At 40.0% G+C, this 19,214-nt stretch carries 17 protein-coding genes; 11 read left to right on the top strand and 6 right to left on the bottom strand.

The window, feature by feature from the left end:
• Nucleotides 1–60: 60 nt before the first annotated feature.
• The 3 genes from HGR01_RS10000 (at nt 61) to purU (ending at nt 3,561) form a co-directional block, all read left to right on the top strand.
• A complete protein-coding gene (locus HGR01_RS10000; RefSeq protein WP_045872985.1) occupies nt 61–1,785 on the top strand; it encodes a GldG family protein in 1,725 nt (574 codons plus the stop codon).
• Nucleotides 1,786–1,954: 169 nt separating this feature from the next.
• Nucleotides 1,955–2,560 carry a DUF4340 domain-containing protein gene (locus HGR01_RS09995; protein ID WP_045872986.1) on the top strand — a complete coding sequence of 202 codons (606 nt, stop codon included), beginning with the start codon at nt 1,955–1,957 and terminating at the stop codon, nt 2,558–2,560.
• A 146-nt stretch (nt 2,561–2,706) separates the two neighbouring features.
• The gene (purU, locus tag HGR01_RS09990; RefSeq protein WP_045873032.1) at nt 2,707–3,561 is read left to right on the top strand and encodes a formyltetrahydrofolate deformylase; all 855 of its coding nucleotides are present in this window, start codon (nt 2,707–2,709) and stop codon (nt 3,559–3,561) included.
• 33 nt (nt 3,562–3,594) lie between these two features.
• Here the strand turns inward: purU and HGR01_RS09985 are convergent, their stop codons facing one another.
• Both HGR01_RS09985 and HGR01_RS09980 read right to left on the bottom strand, forming a co-directional pair.
• On the bottom strand, nt 3,595–5,271 hold the full coding sequence (locus HGR01_RS09985; RefSeq protein WP_045872987.1) for a response regulator: 1,677 nt from the start codon (nt 5,269–5,271) through the stop codon (nt 3,595–3,597).
• Nucleotides 5,268–8,699 carry a PAS domain S-box protein gene (locus tag HGR01_RS09980; RefSeq protein ID WP_052335334.1) on the bottom strand — a complete coding sequence of 1,144 codons (3,432 nt, stop codon included), beginning with the start codon at nt 8,697–8,699 and terminating at the stop codon, nt 5,268–5,270. Before HGR01_RS09980 ends, HGR01_RS09985 begins: the two co-directional genes overlap by 4 nt.
• A 314-nt stretch (nt 8,700–9,013) precedes the next feature.
• Here HGR01_RS09980 and HGR01_RS41920 point away from each other — a divergent pair, with 314 nt between their 5' ends.
• From HGR01_RS41920 to HGR01_RS09965, 3 genes are read left to right on the top strand one after another with little or no spacing between them, the layout of a single operon-like run.
• On the top strand, nt 9,014–9,424 hold the full coding sequence (locus HGR01_RS41920) for a hypothetical protein (RefSeq protein ID WP_081584098.1): 411 nt from the start codon (nt 9,014–9,016) through the stop codon (nt 9,422–9,424).
• A gap of 24 nt (nt 9,425–9,448) precedes the next feature.
• A complete protein-coding gene (locus HGR01_RS09970) occupies nt 9,449–9,775 on the top strand; it encodes a hypothetical protein (RefSeq protein WP_045872989.1) in 327 nt (108 codons plus the stop codon).
• 60 nt (nt 9,776–9,835) lie between these two features.
• A complete protein-coding gene (locus HGR01_RS09965; protein WP_045872990.1) occupies nt 9,836–10,546 on the top strand; it encodes a hypothetical protein in 711 nt (236 codons plus the stop codon).
• Between the two features lie 91 nt (nt 10,547–10,637).
• Here HGR01_RS09965 and HGR01_RS09960 read toward each other — a convergent pair whose 3' ends face one another.
• Both HGR01_RS09960 and HGR01_RS09955 read right to left on the bottom strand, forming a co-directional pair.
• The gene (locus HGR01_RS09960) at nt 10,638–11,663 is read right to left on the bottom strand and encodes a GGDEF domain-containing protein (RefSeq protein ID WP_045872991.1); all 1,026 of its coding nucleotides are present in this window, start codon (nt 11,661–11,663) and stop codon (nt 10,638–10,640) included.
• A 945-nt stretch (nt 11,664–12,608) separates the two neighbouring features.
• Nucleotides 12,609–12,809, bottom strand: coding sequence for a heavy-metal-associated domain-containing protein (locus HGR01_RS09955; protein WP_045872992.1), 201 nt, complete (start codon nt 12,807–12,809; stop codon nt 12,609–12,611).
• A 171-nt stretch (nt 12,810–12,980) separates the two neighbouring features.
• On the opposite strand from HGR01_RS09955, the gene HGR01_RS09950 reads away from it, so the two are divergent.
• The 3 genes from HGR01_RS09950 (at nt 12,981) to HGR01_RS09940 (ending at nt 16,972) form a co-directional block, all read left to right on the top strand.
• Nucleotides 12,981–13,199 (top strand): hypothetical protein, encoded by a 219-nt coding sequence (locus HGR01_RS09950; RefSeq protein WP_045872993.1) that lies wholly within the window; start codon nt 12,981–12,983, stop codon nt 13,197–13,199.
• A 135-nt stretch (nt 13,200–13,334) separates the two neighbouring features.
• Nucleotides 13,335–15,977 carry an alanine--tRNA ligase gene (alaS, locus tag HGR01_RS09945; RefSeq protein WP_045872994.1) on the top strand — a complete coding sequence of 881 codons (2,643 nt, stop codon included), beginning with the start codon at nt 13,335–13,337 and terminating at the stop codon, nt 15,975–15,977.
• 116 nt (nt 15,978–16,093) lie between these two features.
• Entirely contained in the window at nt 16,094–16,972 is an 879-nt protein-coding gene (locus HGR01_RS09940; protein ID WP_045872995.1) for a restriction endonuclease, read from the top strand.
• Nucleotides 16,973–17,186: 214 nt separating this feature from the next.
• Here HGR01_RS09940 and HGR01_RS09935 read toward each other — a convergent pair whose 3' ends face one another.
• Nucleotides 17,187–17,432: a DUF433 domain-containing protein gene (locus tag HGR01_RS09935; RefSeq protein ID WP_045872996.1), complete on the bottom strand. Its 246-nt coding sequence runs from the start codon at nt 17,430–17,432 to the stop codon at nt 17,187–17,189.
• Nucleotides 17,433–17,604: 172 nt separating this feature from the next.
• Between HGR01_RS09935 and HGR01_RS09930 the strand changes: the two genes are divergently transcribed.
• Nucleotides 17,605–18,192, top strand: a complete 588-nt coding sequence (locus HGR01_RS09930; RefSeq protein ID WP_045872997.1) for a Panacea domain-containing protein — start codon at nt 17,605–17,607, stop codon at nt 18,190–18,192.
• Nucleotides 18,164–18,541 (top strand): hypothetical protein, encoded by a 378-nt coding sequence (locus HGR01_RS09925; RefSeq protein ID WP_045872998.1) that lies wholly within the window; start codon nt 18,164–18,166, stop codon nt 18,539–18,541. The genes HGR01_RS09930 and HGR01_RS09925 overlap by 29 nt, the downstream gene beginning before the upstream one ends.
• Before the next feature lie 92 nt (nt 18,542–18,633).
• Here HGR01_RS09925 and HGR01_RS09920 read toward each other — a convergent pair whose 3' ends face one another.
• A complete protein-coding gene (locus HGR01_RS09920; RefSeq protein ID WP_045872999.1) occupies nt 18,634–19,008 on the bottom strand; it encodes a DUF4870 domain-containing protein in 375 nt (124 codons plus the stop codon).
• Nucleotides 19,009–19,214: the final 206 nt, after the last annotated feature.

The raw sequence follows: 19,214 nt of genomic DNA, 5'->3' as shown, positions 1-19,214 counted from the left end.
TGACCCTTGACCCTTGACCCTTAACTCTTGACCCTTGACCTTTGACTTTTGACAAATCCCATGAAAATCGTTGCTAAAAAGAAACTTTGGAAATATCTGTTTTGGCTAGGCCCATTCTTCTTAGTGGCGGGCTTAACTTCTAGCTTAATTTCCTCATATTGGAGTCCAATTTCCTTAGCATTTCTCATTACCGGAATTGCAGTTATTGGTATATGGATTATCTTACAAAGCCAAAACAATCAATGGTTAGGAAGTCGTTCTACCCAAGCCGGGACTAATGCTTTAGTTGCCACCTTAGCAGTATTAGCAATTTTAGGGCTAATTAACTTTTTGGGTGTTCGCTACCATTACCGCGCCGATTTAACAGAAACGCAATTATTTACCCTTGCACCCCAATCCCAGGAATTATTACATAATCTAAATCAGCCAGTTAAAGTCTGGATTTTTGATGTGAATCAAAATCCCCAAGACCGAGATTTACTGGAAAATTATCGTCGGCAAAGCTCTAAGTTTCAATTTGAGTATGTCGATCCAGATGCTAGACCAGGACTCGCCACAAAGTTTGGTTATAAAGACTATGGAGAAGTTTATTTAGAATATCAAGATAAAAGGCAGTTAGTACAAGTAGTTAATCCAGAAAATGAACGACTTTCAGAAGTGCGGTTAACTAATCGCCTGCAACAAATTACTACTGCTAACGCCGCCAAAGTTTACTTCCTTCAAGGTCATGGCGAACATCCACTGACAGCATCTGAAAGTGGAATGTCCCAAGCTATTCAGGGATTAACTGATAAAAATTTCACCACCTCGCCCTTAAATTTAGCAGAAGCCGCAAAAGTCCCTGATGATGCGGCGGCGGTCGTAGTAGCAGGGCCAAAAGAAGCCCTATTTGAGGGTGAAGTTCAAGCTTTAGAAAAATACCTCAATCGTGGCGGTAACTTACTGCTAATGATTGACCCTGGTACCGACCCCAAACTCGAGAACTTGTTGAAACAGTGGGGTGTTACCCTAGATAGTCGTTTAGCTGTTGATGTTTCTGGAAAAGGTGCAAAACAAGGGCCAGCAGTGCCCATCATTACAGACTACGGTCAACATCCAATTACTAAAGAATTTGGTAACAACATTTCTTTTTATCGGTTAGCAAGACCGTTGCAAATTAATCCCGTAGCTGGTGTTCAGTCTACACCCTTGCTGCGAACCAAACCTTATCCTAACAGCTGGGCAGAAAGCGACCTGCAAAGCGAGAAATTAGAGTTTAATGCCGACAAAGACCTAAAAGGGCCTTTAACTTTGGGCGTAGCTTTAGAGAAAAAACTACCAGCCTCATCCACAACTCAACCTAACCCCACACCTTCACCATTACCATCACCCACAACCCAAGGACAGGCGACACCAAAAGCTACTACTTCACCTACACCCAGCGCTAGCCCTTCGCCAACTCCCACAGCTACATCTTCGCCAACTCCTACAACTGCTGCACCTTTAAACAATCAGCAAGGTGAAAAACCTGCTACTGAATCCCGGTTAGTAGTCATCGGAAATTCCGACTTTGCTACCGATGGCTTATTTCAACAGCAATTAAACGGTGATGTCTTCCTCAACTCAGTCACCTGGCTAAGTAAACAAGAGGATCGACAACCTTTATCCATTCGCCCCAAAGAAGCCAAAAACCGCCGCCTCAACATCACAGCCGCCCAAGCAAATCTTTTAACATTGTCATCTTTATTGCTTCTACCCTTAATTGGGTTAGTATCTGCCTTTCTAATTTGGTGGCGGAGGAGGTGAGGGATTGGGGACTGGGGAACTCGGGGCCCCCTCTGGGGATAAGGGGTAATGGGGATTGGGGGATGAGGAAGATGAGGAGGCAAGGGGCAAAATTCCCATTACCAATTACCAATTACCAATTACCCATTACCAAATGACAAATGACAAATGACAAATGACAAATTAAAACATGAAATTTTCGCGCACAACTTTAATTTTGATATTGCTAGCCCTGGGTTTGGGTAGCTTTGTTTATTTCTATGAAATTCGGGGGGCGACTCAGCGTGAGGAAGTAAAGGAGAAAAAGCAGCAAATTTTCACTTTTACTGCTGATGATGTGCAGTCTTTGAAAATCGCAACGGCAAAACTCTCTTTAGCCTTGGAACGAAACCCGCAGGATAATCCGCCTAAGTGGTTGTTAAAATCACCTGTGTCAGAGCCAGCGAATGATGCTATCGTTTCTTATTTAATGGATTTGTTGGTAAAAGGAAAGAGCGATCGCTCTTTATCTATCCCAGCTAATCAAAAAGGCGATTTTGGCTTAGATAACCCCCAGGCGACAATTAATATCACCCTAAAAAATCAGCAAAGCCATCAATTGCTTTTAGGTACGACTAACTTTAACCGTCGTCTCTTATATGTTCAGGCTGACCCATCTGTAAAACCCGATGGTAATATAGATATCTTGTTGGTTTCCACAGATTTTGAAAACGCAGTCAATCGCGACCTATCTGAGTGGAAACAAACAGTAGTTAATAACGATCAAACACCCATACCAACTCCCAGCAGTAAATAGGGAGAGAAGGGGACAAGGGGAAAGGGGAAAGGGGAAGGGGGAAGGGGGAAGGGGAAAAGGGAGAAATGCCCATTACCAATTACCCATCACCAATTACCAATTACCCAATGCCCCATGCCCCATGCCCCATGCCCATTACAAATGACATGACCAAACCCACAGCAACCTTGCTTATTTCCTGCCCCGATCAGCGGGGATTAGTGGCGAAAATTGCGAATTTTATCTACTCTAATGGCGGCAATATTATCCATGCCGATCAGCATACAGACTTTGGTGCTGAGTTATTTCTCAGCCGCATCGAATGGCAACTAGAGGGATTTAACCTGCCACGAGATTTAATTGGCCCAGCATTTAATGCCATTGCCCAACCTTTAGGTGCTAAATGGGAACTAAATTTTTCGGATACTGTGCCCCGCATTGCTATCTGGGTCAGTAAACAAGACCATTGTCTGTTTGATTTAATTTGGCGACATCGTGCTCAAGAATTTGCAGCTGAGATTCCGCTAATTATTAGTAATCATCCTCATCTGCAGAAAGTAGCCGAGCAATTCGGCATTGATTATCACCACATTCCCATCAGTAAAGACAACAAAGCAGAGCAGGAAATTAAACAACTAGAATTATTGCAGCAATACAAAATTGATTTAGTTGTATTGGCAAAATATATGCAGATTGTCAGTGCTGATTTTATTACTAAATTTCCGCAAATTATTAATATTCATCACTCATTTTTACCTGCTTTTGTGGGTGCAAACCCTTACCACCGCGCTTTTGAAAGAGGAGTTAAAATTATTGGAGCTACGGCGCATTATGCTACTCCTGAGTTAGATGCTGGCCCAATTATTGAACAGGATGTAGTCAGAGTTAGCCACCGCGATGACGTTGAAGACTTAATTAGAAAAGGTAAGGATTTAGAGCGAGTTGTTTTAGCTAGAGCCGTACGCTTACACTTACAAAATCGGGTCTTAGTCTATGCCAATAGAACTGTAGTCTTTGAATAATTTTTCTACTCTGCCTGTTGATTATCTCTTTAATTACTGAGACAGAATAAACGGTAATGATACAGTAAATGTTGTGCAGAGATGATTGCTAGTAACTGTAATGCTGCCTTGCAGATGTTCCACTAGCTTTTTAACTAAAGTTAAACCTAAGCCCGCACCGCTATCTTGTAAAGGATTCCTGATGTTAATCTGGTAATCTGGATCAAAAATAGTTGTTTTTTGTTTGGTTTTATTTTTGGTAATCCGATAGAAAGGTTCAAAGATTAAAGCTTGCTCTTCTTGGTTAATCTCCACACCATAATTGCTAATTTTTATCTGTAGTCTAGGTTCTTGATAACTACCTATTATTTCAGATTCATTCTGCTCATTTGTGTAACTATTTGCTGAGGATATATATTCGACATTGACGGTAATTTTTTCTCGTAAAGGTGTATATTTACAAGCATTATTTAGCAGTTCTGTCAATATCCGAGTTAAAAGATTGAGGTCGGCAAGAAAAGGTGGTAAATCTGCAGCAATATTAATTTCTAAAATTTGTTGTTGTGCTTGCACTAGCTCTTGAAAGCTCTCAATAATTTGCGACAGAAAATTGTGCAGATTAATTTTAGTTAATTGCAACGGATAGACATCTGCATCAATCATCCGCATTTCGAGTAAAGTGTCTATCAAAGTTAACTCTCGCTCACACTGGCTACGCAAAATAGTTAAGTATTTAGCAACAGACTCAGAGGTTGACAGTTCTTCATAATTCAATATTCCCAGTTGATTTAATACATTTTCGAGCTGAGAAATTGCCATTTTAATATTTGACAAAGGCATCCGCATTTCATAAGAAGTAGTTGCCAAAAAATCCTCTTTCAACTGATTGAGTCGTTGCAGTTCTGTTAATTGAATTTCTATTTGTCTAGCTCTTTCAGATGCAATACTACGTTCTTCATTGAGTCTACGTTGTGTGTCATCACGAAAAACCATCACAGCACCTGTGATGGTTCCGCTTCTATCTCTCACAGGCGTAGCACTATCAGCAACAGGAATTTTTGTCCCGTTTTTGGTAACCAGTAAAATGCGATTTTTGAGATAGATAGTTGTTTGTGTTTGTAAAGCTATGGCGATCGGATTTTCTGCGGGACGCTGAGTTTGTTCCTCAATCAATTGCACGACTTCGGTTAACATCTGGTTTTTAGCTTCTTCCAATCGCCAGCCAGTTAAGGTTTCGGCTACTTGATTGAGGTATTGTACTTGCAGTTGAGAATCAGCCACAATTACACCTTCACCCATTCCCCGGAGAACTGTACTTAAAAATTGCTCGCGTTGATAGCGTTCTAGTGCTGTTTGAATCGCAACATAAAGTTCTTGTTCACTAACAGGTTTGAGTATGTATCCAAAAGGTGATGTTAAAGTTGCTCGTTCTACTGTATTTTTATCAGAGAGTCCTGTTAGGTAAATTACTGGAATTTGCAGTTTTCTCCAAATTTCCTCCGCTGCTTGAATACCATCCATTTCTCCCTGCAAGCGGATATCCATTAAAATTAAGTTTGGACGTAGCTCATTTGCTTTTTCAATTGCTTCGGTTGCAGAATCTACAATGTCTACAACTCTGTAGCCCAAACCTTCTAAACTTTCTTGGAGGTTGATAGCAAGAATATACTCATCTTCAACAACCAGTACTTGAATCATATTTGCTGTTTCGACTGCTGATGAGATGCTCATTGCTTTTCTACCTTGCTTCTTGAAAAAATAATTTTAAACTCTGTTCCCTGCTGGTTGTGAATCTGAACTGTTCCCCTCAGCTGCTTGACTAATCCATGCAGAAGGGTCATTCCCATTGTTCTTGCTTTTTTGCTATCAAAATCTGCAGGTAGTCCAACACCATTATCTCGGATAATTAGAACTAAATCGGGTTGAAGCGGAATCTTTGAGCAATATTCATATTTTTGATACAATATTACTTTTATTTCTCCTGAAGGCTGGTCTGGAAAGGCGTACTTTAAAGCATTTGAAACTAGTTCATTAATAATTAATCCGCAGGGAATGGCAGTTTCAATATCTAGATGCACAGGTTCAACTTGAATATTTAATTGGATATTACTAGAACTAAAATTATAAGATTTAAATAAATGAGTTGTTAAATCGAGAATGTACTGAGCAAAATCAATGTCGCTCAGATGATCGGAAGCATATAATTTTTCATGCACTAAAGCAATGGAAGCGATGCGGTTTTGGCTATCATGTAGGATAGAGATTGCTTGAGAATTCTGGATGCGCCTACACTGCATTTGTAACAAACTGCTAATAATTCCTAAGTTGTTTTTCACACGATGATGAATTTCCTTAAGTAACACTTCTTTTTCTTTCAAAGATGCTTTAAGTTTGTCTTCAGCTTGTTTTTGTTCTGTGATGTCTTGTTGCACAGTCACAAAAACAGTTCCATATTCAGGATGCTCAAACACCGATGACGTGCCAGAACTCCAAAAAGGAGTACCATCTTTTTTGACATTACGAACTTCATAAGTGCTTTCCCCATTTTGCCTAATCTTGGTAGTAATAGCTTCATACACTGCTTGAGGATCGGTTTGTGCATCTGCATAATTAACAATCGACACATGCTGACCAATTAATTCCCCAGCTTCATAACCAAACATCTGCTCAAATTTGCGATTAGTATAAACTAAAACACCATCATCGACTCGAACTAAGCAAATTCCTTCAGCCATATTGCGAGTGATGATTGCTTGCAGTTCCAATATCTGTTCAGTATGTTTGCGATCGCTAATATTAAGACTATTGCCAACAATGCGGTATATGCGGGAATTTTCATCTTTTAAAGGAGTGAGACTAGTAATCCACCAAATATCCTTACCTTGAAAAGGTAAGCATTCTTCATAGGTAATAGTTTCCCCAGCTTGGACACAATCCTGATAATGCTGTCGTACAGCCGCAGCTGCAATTGGGGGCAAGATTTCCTCAGGTAGTTTGCCACGTAATTCATCGGCTGTCAGTCCTGTAAGATTCTTATGAATAGGGTTTAAGCCCACATAGCGGAAATCATCATCGACAACATCAACTACAAAAATTGATAATCCTAACCCATAGTAGATACTGCGTAAAAAGGCTTCATTTTCGCGCAGTGCTTGCTCTACTCGTTGGCGTTCGTTGAGCGCTTCTTCTCTGGCGGTAACATCTTGAGCAGTTCCATAAAGGCGAACAACTTTGCCTTCGGCGTTCGATTGTGTATGTCCAATCACCTCTAAATAGCTATGAGAGCCATCAGACTGGGGTACACGCAGAATTAAGTGGTAGGATTTACCAGTAGCGATCGCTTCTTCAATTGCTTGCTGTAATTTTTCTCCATCATCAGATTGCCATAAGCTGAGTATTTCCTGATAGTTGGGTTCTGCGTCGAAATCGCGATTGAACAGGCGGAACAGTTCTTTTGACCAAGTGGCTTTACCTGTAGCTGCATCACATTCCCAGTTACCCAGACGCGCAGTGCGTTGGGATTCTGCCAATAAGGCTTCGCTTTTGCGTAAGGTTTCTTCAGTTTGTTTAATATCAGTAACATCCACCATCAATCCATCCCAAGCGACGCGACCATCATGCAACTTGCGTGGTGTAGAACATAAATCTAACCATTTCAGTTGACCGCTAGGGGTGATAATCCGCAGTTGGATGTCAAATACAGACATATTCTGCATCGACTGCTCAACAGCTTGTTGTAAGCGAAGTACGTCCTCTGCAATTACCTGGCTATACAACAAACTAGAATTTTGTAGCGCCGCCTCTGCACTGATTTCCATGATTCTTTCACATCCTACACTCAGGTAAGAAAAGCGATCGCTACCATCGATTTCGCGGATTACTTGATAAAGTGCTGCATTAGGTAAATTATCTCCAATCCCGCGCAACATCGCTTCTCTGTCCTGCAAAGTCAGTTCTGCTTGTTTGCGCTTGCTAATATCTCGATTAATTTCCAACACAGATATGGGTGTACCATCAGCTTGTTTGAACAACGCCCAGCGACTTTCTACGACAATTTTCTGACCATCCCGCCGAAAATGGACTAATTCGCCTTCCCAATATCCTTCATTAATCAAGCCAGCATTGGCTTCCTCCAAAGGTATAGGAAACTGAGTTGCAAGCAGAGTATAACTATTCTTGTGCATTACTTCTGTTGCTGTCCAGCCATAGATTCGCTCTGCTCCCTGGTTCCAAAATGTAATCTGGTTATCGAGATTGCGAATTATGATAGCATCATGACAAAGTTCTAAGAGTTTGGCTTGCTCTAATAAAGTTTTTTGTGCCAGTTTTTTATCGCTGATATCGCCACTAGCACCTGTGACTATCCAACAGTTGGCTCTAGCATCATAACGCGATGTATAGGTAGCACAAATCCAGCGTAGCGAACCGTCTTTATGATGGAATCTATACTCTACATGGACTGTGCGTTCAGCAAAAATCTCCTCAAATAAAGGTTCGATCACTTTTTCTCGATCCTCTGGATGCACTCGCGACATCCAAAGGTTTTTTTGAGTGAGAATTTCTTGGGGTGTATAGCCAAATAGCGCTTCGCTACCTGGTGATTGATAGTCAAATTGCCATTCACGGTTGGGAAATATCCTGAAACTGACAATTGAAGTAGCGATCGCACTATCAAGAATATCTTGGATGATGGCTTGTGATGCTTGATAACAGTTTTCTTTGTCTGCAATCAATTTGCTCATTTGCTCTGTTTGAGCTACTTTGCGTTCCAAATCTGCTGTTTTGCGATCGAGAGTTTGACTGAGTCTCTCAATCACTTCATCCTTGGTAACCACGCTTAATACTTGCCCGTAATTATCTAATATTGGTAAGTGGCTGATTCCATACTGGTTAAATCTTTGCACCACAGTGGATAAATTTTTTGCCTCTGTTGCGCTCAAGGTAATCACGGGTTGATTCATGAGTTCAGCAACAGTTATATCGGCCAGTGCAGATTGATTACTAGTGGCAGAAAATACGTCTCTAACTGTGAAAATACCAATTAATTTCTCGGCATCTAAAACTAGTGCATAGCTTGTCTGAGACTGATTCATCAATTGAATCACCTCAAGTATTGGCATATTTTTTGTAACTGTCAGCAATGGTTTACGAATATCCATCTGGGTGATTTCTTCTTAAACACAAAAGGCTGAAATCAAGATTGCACATGGCTATGCAATGGTTTCAGTACTTTGATGAAAATACTGGTGATGACCAATATTGTGCCAAAAATATTGCTTCCTCAGAATTTCCTCAGAATTCTTAACTAGTGTTTGTACTAGAGTTTAGTACCCAGTTGGTATTCTACTCCCCAGGTTCTTGTATGAAATGTGGATCGTAACTTCCACTGTTTTATTCGCAAAACAGCAAAGCAATTAAATCCACTAAAACAAGACTGATCAGTTCAATTCTGTTACCAGGGAGATTGAAATTTATGTCAGTTCAATTAGAAATGGACAAAGTCACTAGTAACTTGATAGTTTCTTATCGAAATAGTGGTTTCCATAATCAAAAGCAGACAAGTTTTGCTAAACAGACAGTACCCTGTCCTTTATGTAACCATCCTCATACTCGTAAACACGGTAAGACAAGTAAAGGTAGCCAACGCTATTTCTGCCTCAGTTGTCGGCAAACTTTCAGTGAAACTTTTAATACGTTTTATTACCGTCGGCAAGTGAATCAAGAAGACGTACAAATTGTACTACAGTCCTATGCTGATGGTATTAGTTTAAGAGGGATTAGCCGGATTAGTGGATTAGCTTACAATACTGTAGTCAAGATTGTTCATGCTGCCAACAAAAAAGAGCATACAATTAAGGTAAGTGAAGAAGAATCACAAAATTGATCGCAATTTCCAGACTCTGAACATATGCCGCTATATCTCCCAGGAAAAGTAGTTGTGTTGTTTGGGACTTGTCCTTGTACAATTCGCCTACCTGCTGCACCAAGGCATGAGCAATTAAAGTTATTGCGCGAACGGATTATTGTTCTATCCAATAACTTGGTTGAAGAAGGATTATGGGAGGAACATCTGAGTGAGGCTGAACTGGATGCAGTGATGTCAGATGTTGAAATTGAACCTTTATTGTTTCCCAGTTTTTTGAATGCTTCGTCTTTATGGAGAGTATTAGACGCTGTTGTGCAAAAAATTTATGGAAGTTTAAAAATTAACGTGCTTAATACCTGGAAAAACTGAATATCATTTGCAGATCGGCTCATAATAAAGAAAGATTAAGCTGCATTCATAAAACTTAGTATGAGCCAAACTGCCCTAAATTTAATTGCCATATCTATCTTTTTAATGACTCTATCGGTGCTGTTGGGGCCATTGCTGCATCTTTCGCCTGCAATCCCCGCAGTTGCCACTTTTACTATTTTAGGGATAGCTACCTTCGACAGTTTCAGCTTGCAGGGAAAAGGCGGTACTCTTCTTTTAGATTGGCTGGCTGGTTTTAACAGCGAACACCGCGATCGCATTTTGCATCACGAAGCAGGTCATTTTCTCGTTGCACACCTGCTGGGTATCCCAATTAGCGCTTATACTCTCAGTGCGTGGGAAGCTTGGAAACAGGGACAAGCAGGACAAGGTGGTGTCACTTTTAATGATGCGGAATTAGTATCTCAACTTGAAGCGGGTAAAATTAGCGCACATATCTTAGATCGCTACTGCACTGTTTGGATGGCGGGGATGGCGGCAGAAACCTTGGTTTTCCAAAATGCTCAAGGTGGTGCTGACGATCGCACTAAGCTAGTAGGTGTATTGGCAAATATCGGCTTTGCTGCTGCTAATGCTCAACAGAAACAACGCTTTCATACTCTCCAAGCCAAAACCCTACTAGAAGAAAATTGGTCTAGTTACAAAGCCTTAGTTGATGCTATGGCTCAAAAAGCATCAATAGCAGATTGTCAAATTGCGATTGAGAATGCTCAATTTGGAGTCCATGAGTTACCCAGTGCTGGGAAATAGGGAACACAAACCAGGGACTCAATGGTGGGAATAAATTTATTAAAAAGAAATGTCCAATACCAAATAGCAATAGCAGAATTAAATCTTAATTCTATGAAGAAGCGACTTGTAAATATGGGATACGGCAGAAGTTTTCCCAACTAATGACACGATTACGTCCGCTGCTTTTAGCTTCTAAAAGGCACTGATCGGCACGATGCAATAGGCTCATTCCTTGCGTGTCATCGTCACCTTGGAGTGAAGCAGTACCCAAACTAATGGTGACATTAATACTCAGTTGATTGTTAATCGCAAATGGTTGTTCGCTAACTATACGATTCAGACGACGCGCCACAATTGCGGCTTCTTCGCCAGAGGTATTAGCTAAAAGAATCACGAATTCTTCCCCGCCATAGCGGAAAGCTGTATCTTGGAAGCGTAAATTGTGTTTGACACGAATAGCCAATAATTGCAACAAGCGATCGCCTACTAAATGTCCATAGGTATCATTGACTTTCTTAAAGAAATCTACATCAAAAATAATTAAACTCAAAGAAAGTTGCTGTTCGCGAGCTTTTTGAATTTGTCTTGGCAAATCCCATTCTAAAGCGCGACGGTTATTGAGTTCTGTCAAGGAATCTGCTAAGGCAATTGATGATAATAAATCATTTTTCCGCATCAGATCGCGATACTTTTCTGCCTTGCGTAAGCCAACTGACAATTGAGCTAATATGAGTCGGTGATTAGCAGTTATTTCTGCTAAATTATTGATTGATTTTTCTGCATTCACTTGCCAAATATAAGCATCAGCTCCCTGTTTTAAAGCAGAGGAAGTCATTTCTAAATCCCATTCCCAGCCATAGTTAGCTCTTTCAATGATGTACTGAGAACGGTCTTCAAAGAGAATGCAGTATATCCAAGATAGCTTGACTTGGTCTTTCAACCAGGTACATAGTTCTATACTGCCATCAATACTAGCCTGCACAATTATGATGTCTGGTGGTGTGCTTTTAATATATGAAACTGCCCGATCAAAATTGTCAATAACTTCTACGTTAAAAGCTGTGGCATAACGGATCTGATCTGGAAGTGTGTTTAGAAATTTATGGCACCCAAAGACCAGAATGGAAATATTCATTGCTTTGCTTTTTACCCTATTTAAAATTTCAAAAGGATGATTTGGTAAAACTTGCTGTGTTTACTTAAATAATACTGAGTATATCAGTGTTTTCGGTTAGGGAGGTTTACCCTATATTTGTTTGTTTTACTACCTAATTTAATTTTTTCTGATAACTTTAATCTCCTTTTAAGAATTTACCTCAACTCTACTTACAACAAAAGGTCGGATGAAAATACTTTCAGCTTTTACCTAATAATTTTCAAACAGTATAATTACTGAATATTACTGGGGAGAACAAAATTGGTTATGTATTTTCCATGTATTAAACATTGGTAGCCAAATATGTAATTTAATGATTGATAAAAACCAGCATATTCTCAAGATAAAAACTTACTGATGCACAAAATTTAAAAAAAGATAAAAATTTTTATTCCTTAGTGAAAACCGATATATCTACTAACTTGATAAAATCTTATATCCATTAAAATACTGAATCATCATTTCCTGATCATAAAGCCTTGATATTGCTGCATTATTGGATAACACAAAGTAAGTCATAGTCTTTCTATGTTCAAAGTATTGATATTGAGTATACAGTTAATCAGTTACTTCTTCATACAATATTTGCAAAGGCTATCAGTAATTCTACACAAATAACCAAATAAACCGTGACTATACCCAAATTTATCACGACTTAGGTAACAAGTATATATATCATATGCTAAAGGGATAAACGGCTAAGAGTCAAGGGTTAATGGTCAAGAGTCAAGGGTTAATGGTCATTTTTGCAACTTTTAACCAGTCCAAAATCTTGCAAGAAAATATTTTACCTAGGTAGTTATTAGTTATCTGTCCTTAAATAGCAGATTGTCCGCCTCGGTGGGAGACGGACAATCACAGCAACAAATTATTTGAGTGTCAAAATTTATGAGATGTAAATTTCTCTGAAGGCTAATCTTAGGATTAATAACCTTCAATTTGATAACCAGCAGCAACAATAATCTGTTTGATGGATTCCTCGGAAGCGGCAGATTCTACAGTAACAGTTTTGTCGTTAACATCTACATCTACCTTGGCATCAGGTTCCATGACATGAATTGATTTACTGATTTTAGCTGCACAGTCTTCACAAGCTATATTCGGTACTTTCAGTTTTAATGCCATTAATCTAACCTCAAAAAAAATCTTAATATCTTCTTAAGGTTTAATATTATCGTCTCTGTAAAAATTGCTCATCCTACTAGAGTTAGGTGATTTTGCGGGTAGACAATTTTAGTACATAGCGGCTTCTACAATTCAGGTTCTTAGATTGAAAATGGGCATTGGGCATTAGGCATGGGAAAAACAGATTTTTATGCTATTTCAGGAAAATTTGCCTGTGATTGGCTGACTCCAAGATTCCTGAAAATGGAAAAATATATAAGCATAAAGAGATATATGCAAATAATCCAGATACGCCACAATATAGATTTTTCTCCCCAATCTGCAAAAGCAATGGGATATTTTTTATTGGGAGTTCCTAAGTCGTGTAATATTCCACCCGAAAGTTCTTGAGAATAGTGCTAGATATGAGAAAGTGGCAAACTTTTAGCACAGATGTCCTGGATTGCGGCATACTTTGTCTGTAAAAGCGAAGCAAGATCCTCTGTCTACCTTCCCAGTTTATTGATACTCACCTTGTAAAAATCCATGTCTTCCAATCCCCAAAACCTCAGCGGTAACGAAATTCGCCAAAAATTCCTTAACTTCTTTGCTCAACGGGGACACCAGATTCTCCCAAGTGCTTCCCTTGTGCCTGAAGACCCAACTGTGCTGCTGACGATCGCGGGGATGCTACCATTTAAACCAATATTCTTGGGACAACGTACGCCGGATTTTAACCGCGCCACTACTTCCCAGAAATGCATCCGCACCAACGATATCGAAAACGTCGGCCGCACTAAACGCCATCACACGTTTTTTGAGATGCTGGGTAACTTCAGCTTTGGAGATTATTTTAAAGCACAAGCGATCGCTTGGGGATGGGAAATCTCCACGCAAGTTTTTGGCTTTTCCCCCAATAACCTAGTTGTCAGCGTCTTTGAAGAAGACGACGAAGCCTATGCAATTTGGCGCGATCAAATCGGTGTAACACCAGCTAGAATCAAGCGCATGGGTGCAGATGATAACTTTTGGGTATCTGGCCCCACTGGCCCCTGTGGCCCCTGTTCTGAGATATACTACGACTTCCACCCAGAACGCGGCGATGACACCATTGATTTAGAAGACGATTCCCGGTTTATCGAATTTTATAACCTCGTCTTCATGCAATATAACCGGGATGCCGAAGGGAATTTAACACCACTGCAAAATAAAAACATTGATACGGGTATGGGTTTGGAACGCATGGCCCAAATCCTGCAAAAAGTCCCTAATAACTACGAAACTGATTTAATTTTCCCGATTATTCAAACAGCAGCCCAAATTGCGGGGATTGATTACCATAGCAGCGACGAGAAAACCAAAGTCTCCTTAAAAGTAATTGGTGATCATGTGCGTGCTGTTGTCCACATGATTGCTGATGAAATCCGCGCCTCCAACGTGGGACGGGGTTATGTATTACGGAGACTGATTCGCCGGTTAGTGCGTCATGGGCGATTAATCGGGATTTCTGGAGAATTTACTACCCAAGTTGCCGAAAGTGCGATCGCACTTTCCGAATCAGCTTACCCCAATGTGCGACAACGAGAAGCAGCAATTAAAGCCGAACTGCAACGGGAAGAAGCCAATTTTTTGCGGACTCTGGATAGAGGGGAAAAACTGCTGGAAGAAATTATTCAACAGGTGAAACAGCAAGGTAAAACCCAAATTAGTGGTGAAAGTGCTTTTACTCTGTACGACACCTACGGCTTTCCCTTAGAACTGACGCAAGAAGTTGCCGAAGAAAACAACCTCACCGTTGATGAAGCTGGGTTCAATGCCGAAATGCAAAAACAGGTGGAACGTGCCAAAGCTGCCCATGAAACCATCGATTTAACGGTGCAAGGTTCCCTGGATAAACTCGCAGAACATATCCACGCCACCGAGTTTTTAGGCTATACCCAACCTACAGCCACTGCCAAAGTCGAAGCGCTGTTAGTGGGTGGTGTAGCTCAAGAAGCAGCAGAAGCCGGCACAGAAATACAACTGGTGTTGGATCAGACCCCATTCTATGCCGAATCTGGGGGACAAATAGGCGATCGCGGTTATATCTCCGGTGATGGTGTGGTGATTCGAGTTGATGACGTGAAAAAAGAATCGGATTTCTTTATCCACTTCGGGCGCATCGAACGCGGTACAATCCGAGTAGGAGATGCTGTAACTGCTCAAATTGACCGTGCTTGTCGTCGTCGTCTGCAAGCTAACCACACTGCAACTCACCTGTTACAAGCAGCGTTAAAGAAAATTGTTGATGAAGGTATTTCCCAAGCAGGTTCTTTGGTTTCCTTCGACAGATTGCGCTTTGACTTCAACTGTCCCCGCGCTTTAACAGCAGAAGAAGTCCAGCAAGTTGAAGAACAAGTAAATACTTGGATTGCCGAGGCACACAGTGCAAAGATAGAAATATTACCTTTAGCAGAAGCCAAAGCTAGAGGCGCTGTTGCCATGTTTGGCGAAAAATATGGTGATGAAGTCCGGGTGATTGACTTTACAGGCGTATCAATGGAACTGTGCGGCGGCACCCATGTCAGTAATACTGCGGAGATAGGCGTTTTCAAGATTATTTCCGAAGCTGGTGTGGCTTCTGGGGTGCGACGCATTGAAGCGGTTTCTGGCCCGGCAATACTAGATTATCTGAATATACGGGATAAAGTCGTCAAAGATTTAAGCGATCGCTTTAAAGTCAAACCCGAAGAACTACCAGAGAGAATCACAACTCTGCAAAACGAACTGCGAACCAGCCAAAAACAACTGGATGTCTTGAAAGGACAATTAGCGATCGCCAAATCTGATAGCTTGCTACAAACATCTCAATCTGTAGGCGATTATCAAATCATCGTCGCCCAACTAGATGATGTCGATCCAGAATCCTTGAAGACCGCAGCCGAACGCTTATTACAAAAAATCGGTAACGGTGCGGTGGTGTTGGGTTCAGTTCCCGAAGCTGGGAAAGTGAGTATAGTTGCAGCCTTTAGTGCAGAGGTGAACAAGAAAGGTTTGCAAGCTGGTAAATTTGTCGGTGCTGTTGCCAAAATTTGCGGCGGTGGCGGTGGTGGAAGACCAAATTTAGCTCAAGCTGGCGGACGTGATGCGAGTAAGTTACCAGAGGCTTTAACACAAGCGCTGAGTGATTTGAAAGCTGGGTTGAGTTAATTGCTGATACATAAGGTATTTTATTTACCTTTGATAGCCTTAATAATTTATAGGTTAAGGTGGGTTAGGTTTTTGCTTAACCCACCTTTGATCTATTTTTAATAGTAAAACTTATAATGAACGGGCCTAAATTTGTTCGATTCTTTTCACCAGTAATAGAAGCACTTCAAGAATTAGGCGGTTCTGGTCGTCCTTCTGAGGTGAGGGATTTCATTGCAAAAAGATTAAACATATCTGAACAAGAAAGAACAGAATTGCTTGAGGGTGGCGCGCCCCGATTTGATAATCAAGTTGCATGGGCTAGATTTTATCTTGTGAAATTTGGTTTAATGGATTCTTCTAAACGTGGTGTTTGGAGTCTTAACGATAACGGTAGAGCAATTGAGTCTCTATCATTCGATGATGCGTTACTTATTTTTAAAAAGGTTCATGCTGAATTTCAGACTGATAGAGATTCTTCAGGAGAATTAGCACAAGAAGATAAGGAAGTAGAGGAAAGCATTGCTCCACATGAAATAACTATTAATGATGACTCATCATATCGTAAGAAACTTCTTGAAATTCTTCTTTCATTACCTCCATCAGGCTTTGAACGTCTATGTCAACGCCTTTTAAGAGAATCTGGTTTTGAGCAAGTTATAGTAACAGGACGTTCTGGAGATGGAGGTATTGATGGACATGGAATTTTGCAAATAAATCCATTTGTCAGTTTTAAAGTACTTTTTCAATGCAAGAGATATGCTGGTTCTGTCTCATCTTCGCAAGTGAGAGATTTTCGAGGAGCGATGATGGGTAGGGCTGATAAAGGAATAATTATAACAACAGGTACTTTTACACCAGATGCTCAAAAGGAAGCTTTACGAGATGGTGTACCGCCTCTTGAACTAGTTCATGGAGATAAACTGCTTGATATGTTTGAAAATTTAGAACTTGGCTTATTGCCTCGAAAAACCTTTGATGTAGATATTCAATTTTTTAAAGAATTCCAATCTTAAATAATATCAACACATCATAACTAAGCTTATGTAATCATTAACCTCAATATGACAGAAAATTTTCATTAGTATAAAACTTTTTCAGATTATCCTTCGTCAGTTATTATACCAAATCCGGCTTCTTTACCCCTTTATCTTCTTACTCCTCTTCTCTTTGCGTTCTTTGTGTCTTCTCTGCGAGACGCTTCGCGAATGCGGTTCGATAAAAAAGGAGTTATTTAAGCGGATTTGATATTACTTGGTCAATTTCTTGTGGATGTTCTTTATAATACAACCAAGCTGCGGCTAAATTTTCAGTTGTTAACGTCGGATAATTTCTTAATAATTCTTCCTCAGAAGCACCTTGCTGACGAAAAGAAACTAGAGTCCAAACAGCAATGCGAGTATTGCGGATGCGTGCATTACCTCCGCAAATTCCTGGAGTTTTCTGAATAAAATATTTTTGAATATTTGGCGACATGGACTAGTAAATAAAAGCTTTATATGTTTTATTTTAAATTCACATCCAGTTTTGTGATGCTTGCAAAGTGCGATCGCTATCAAAATAGTATTTTTGTACTAAATTAATTGAACTTCAGTTATAATAATATATAAAAGTTCCCATAAAAACTTGCTAATTGCAGATATGAGTTATGCTTGATTGTCTCAATATAGCTCGCTACTTTATTGTTAAAGCTTATGAGGATGGTATAGAAGCTGAAATGACCAATATGAAGGTACAAAAGCTACTATATTATTCACAAAGCTTGCATTTGGCACTGTATGATGAGCCATTATTTGATGAAGAGATTCAGGCTTGGCGATATGGCCCAGTTTGTCCACCTGCATACAGATTTTATAGTGAATTTGAAGCTAATCAGTTACCTGTTCCTAGTAAGGATTTTTTGTTACAGATTGCTGAGGAACAGAAGAAGCTTTTAGAAGAGATTTGGGAACATTTTGGAGGCTACCATGCATATCGATTGAGTGATATGACTCATGGTGAGTTTCCTTGGAAAAAGGCTCGCAAGGGTTTAGCACCTCAAGCCAGTTCAACTGAGCCTATTCGCTTAGACGATATGAAAGCTTTGGGTTATCAGAAGCTTGACATTATCGAGAGAGAAAACCCTGCTTATGAATCGGTAATGTCTCAAACTTTAGAGGAAGCTATTAATTCAGAACCCTCAACTCGTGTTTCTAAAGGAGAAGTGCGTGACTGGCTCAAATCCCTTCTCGATTGAGGAATCTGATAATTTTAGGCGTTCTTTTAAAAAACTGGCGAAAGCTCTAGGAAGCGATTTTGTGGAGATGTTAGGGGAAGTTTTAGAAGGTTTAATTGATGATCCATATCCAATAAATTCTCGCAATGAACCCTTACCTGCAAAAATTCAGTTACCTGAAGGATGGACATTTCACAAACTAGAGTTAAAAGCTGGTAAAGGTGCTTCTGGACAAGTTAGATTGATGTACTTGGTGAATACGATTGATTATGTAATCAAGCTAGTATGGATTTATAATCATGAGCAGTTTGCAAAACGTCCTGCGGAAAAAGACCTGAAGAGCATTATTAAAGAAATATTAGAGTTTTAATTTTAATAAAACTGCGATCGCATCCTGATAAAAAAAGGGATGAAAGTATCATCCCTTGGGCAAACATCCTCTTTTATCTGTAGTTTGTAAGATTAAAAAACTCTAAAAATAAACGGATAGCGGAACGGTTCATCTGGGTTTGTGAGACAGTGAAATAGCGCCCAGATTGTTAATCCCCAGTGGATTGCAAAACCCAAAGCTACAACCGGGAAGAATAAAATTCCGCCAAGGCCAAAAGTCAGGAAAGATAGAACCGCAATAGGTACTCCAATTACAGTAGCCCAAAACCAAACATTAAAGTGAAAATTAATCGACTCTTTGGCGTTGCTTTTGACAACTGGGTCATCAGAAATAATATTAATTACGATGGGAATACCAATAGAAAACAATGTTGTACTAAAGAAAATCGCCCCATGACATAGAGAGGATAGCAATTTACGCTTATCAGGGTCGTATGTAACTTGCATCCTGGTGGCTCCTCCACTTGCTTTATAGTTTTTATTGTAATCGTCGCTTCAGCAGTTTAGTATTGCAGTTTACCGTACTCCGGCTATTTTGCGGCTTTCCCTTGAGATAGATTAATTTTGACTCATACTCATCAATATCAGTTATGAGGTTTACCGTACTCCCAAAAAGAAAAAATTGGGATTGTTATCCCATAACTGGAGAATTT

Origin of the sequence: Tolypothrix sp. PCC 7712 (assembly GCF_025860405.1) — a bacterium.
Lineage (GTDB): Bacteria > Cyanobacteriota > Cyanobacteriia > Cyanobacteriales > Nostocaceae > Aulosira > Aulosira diplosiphon.
The sequence above is the reverse complement of the archived record's forward strand: the minus strand, read 5'-3'. Positions and strand labels throughout refer to the sequence as shown.

What these genes read in the sequence shown, in the direction of transcription:
- HGR01_RS09920 (WP_045872999.1), bottom strand. Translation starts at nt 19,008, where the DNA reads ATGCAAGTTACATACGACCCTGATAAGCGTAAATTGCTATCCTCTCTA.
- HGR01_RS09950 (WP_045872993.1), top strand. Translation starts at nt 12,981, where the DNA reads ATGGGAAAAACAGATTTTTATGCTATTTCAGGAAAATTTGCCTGTGAT.
- HGR01_RS41920 (WP_081584098.1), top strand. Translation starts at nt 9,014, where the DNA reads ATGTCAGTTCAATTAGAAATGGACAAAGTCACTAGTAACTTGATAGTT.
- HGR01_RS09960 (WP_045872991.1), bottom strand. Translation starts at nt 11,663, where the DNA reads ATGAATATTTCCATTCTGGTCTTTGGGTGCCATAAATTTCTAAACACA.
- HGR01_RS09965 (WP_045872990.1), top strand. Translation starts at nt 9,836, where the DNA reads ATGAGCCAAACTGCCCTAAATTTAATTGCCATATCTATCTTTTTAATG.
- HGR01_RS09970 (WP_045872989.1), top strand. Translation starts at nt 9,449, where the DNA reads ATGCCGCTATATCTCCCAGGAAAAGTAGTTGTGTTGTTTGGGACTTGT.
- HGR01_RS09955 (WP_045872992.1), bottom strand. Translation starts at nt 12,809, where the DNA reads ATGGCATTAAAACTGAAAGTACCGAATATAGCTTGTGAAGACTGTGCA.
- HGR01_RS09940 (WP_045872995.1), top strand. Translation starts at nt 16,094, where the DNA reads ATGAACGGGCCTAAATTTGTTCGATTCTTTTCACCAGTAATAGAAGCA.
- purU (WP_045873032.1), top strand. Translation starts at nt 2,707, where the DNA reads ATGACCAAACCCACAGCAACCTTGCTTATTTCCTGCCCCGATCAGCGG.
- HGR01_RS09935 (WP_045872996.1), bottom strand. Translation starts at nt 17,432, where the DNA reads ATGTCGCCAAATATTCAAAAATATTTTATTCAGAAAACTCCAGGAATT.
- HGR01_RS10000 (WP_045872985.1), top strand. Translation starts at nt 61, where the DNA reads ATGAAAATCGTTGCTAAAAAGAAACTTTGGAAATATCTGTTTTGGCTA.
- HGR01_RS09985 (WP_045872987.1), bottom strand. Translation starts at nt 5,271, where the DNA reads ATGAGCATCTCATCAGCAGTCGAAACAGCAAATATGATTCAAGTACTG.
- HGR01_RS09980 (WP_052335334.1), bottom strand. Translation starts at nt 8,699, where the DNA reads ATGGATATTCGTAAACCATTGCTGACAGTTACAAAAAATATGCCAATA.
- HGR01_RS09995 (WP_045872986.1), top strand. Translation starts at nt 1,955, where the DNA reads ATGAAATTTTCGCGCACAACTTTAATTTTGATATTGCTAGCCCTGGGT.
- HGR01_RS09930 (WP_045872997.1), top strand. Translation starts at nt 17,605, where the DNA reads ATGCTTGATTGTCTCAATATAGCTCGCTACTTTATTGTTAAAGCTTAT.
- alaS (WP_045872994.1), top strand. Translation starts at nt 13,335, where the DNA reads ATGTCTTCCAATCCCCAAAACCTCAGCGGTAACGAAATTCGCCAAAAA.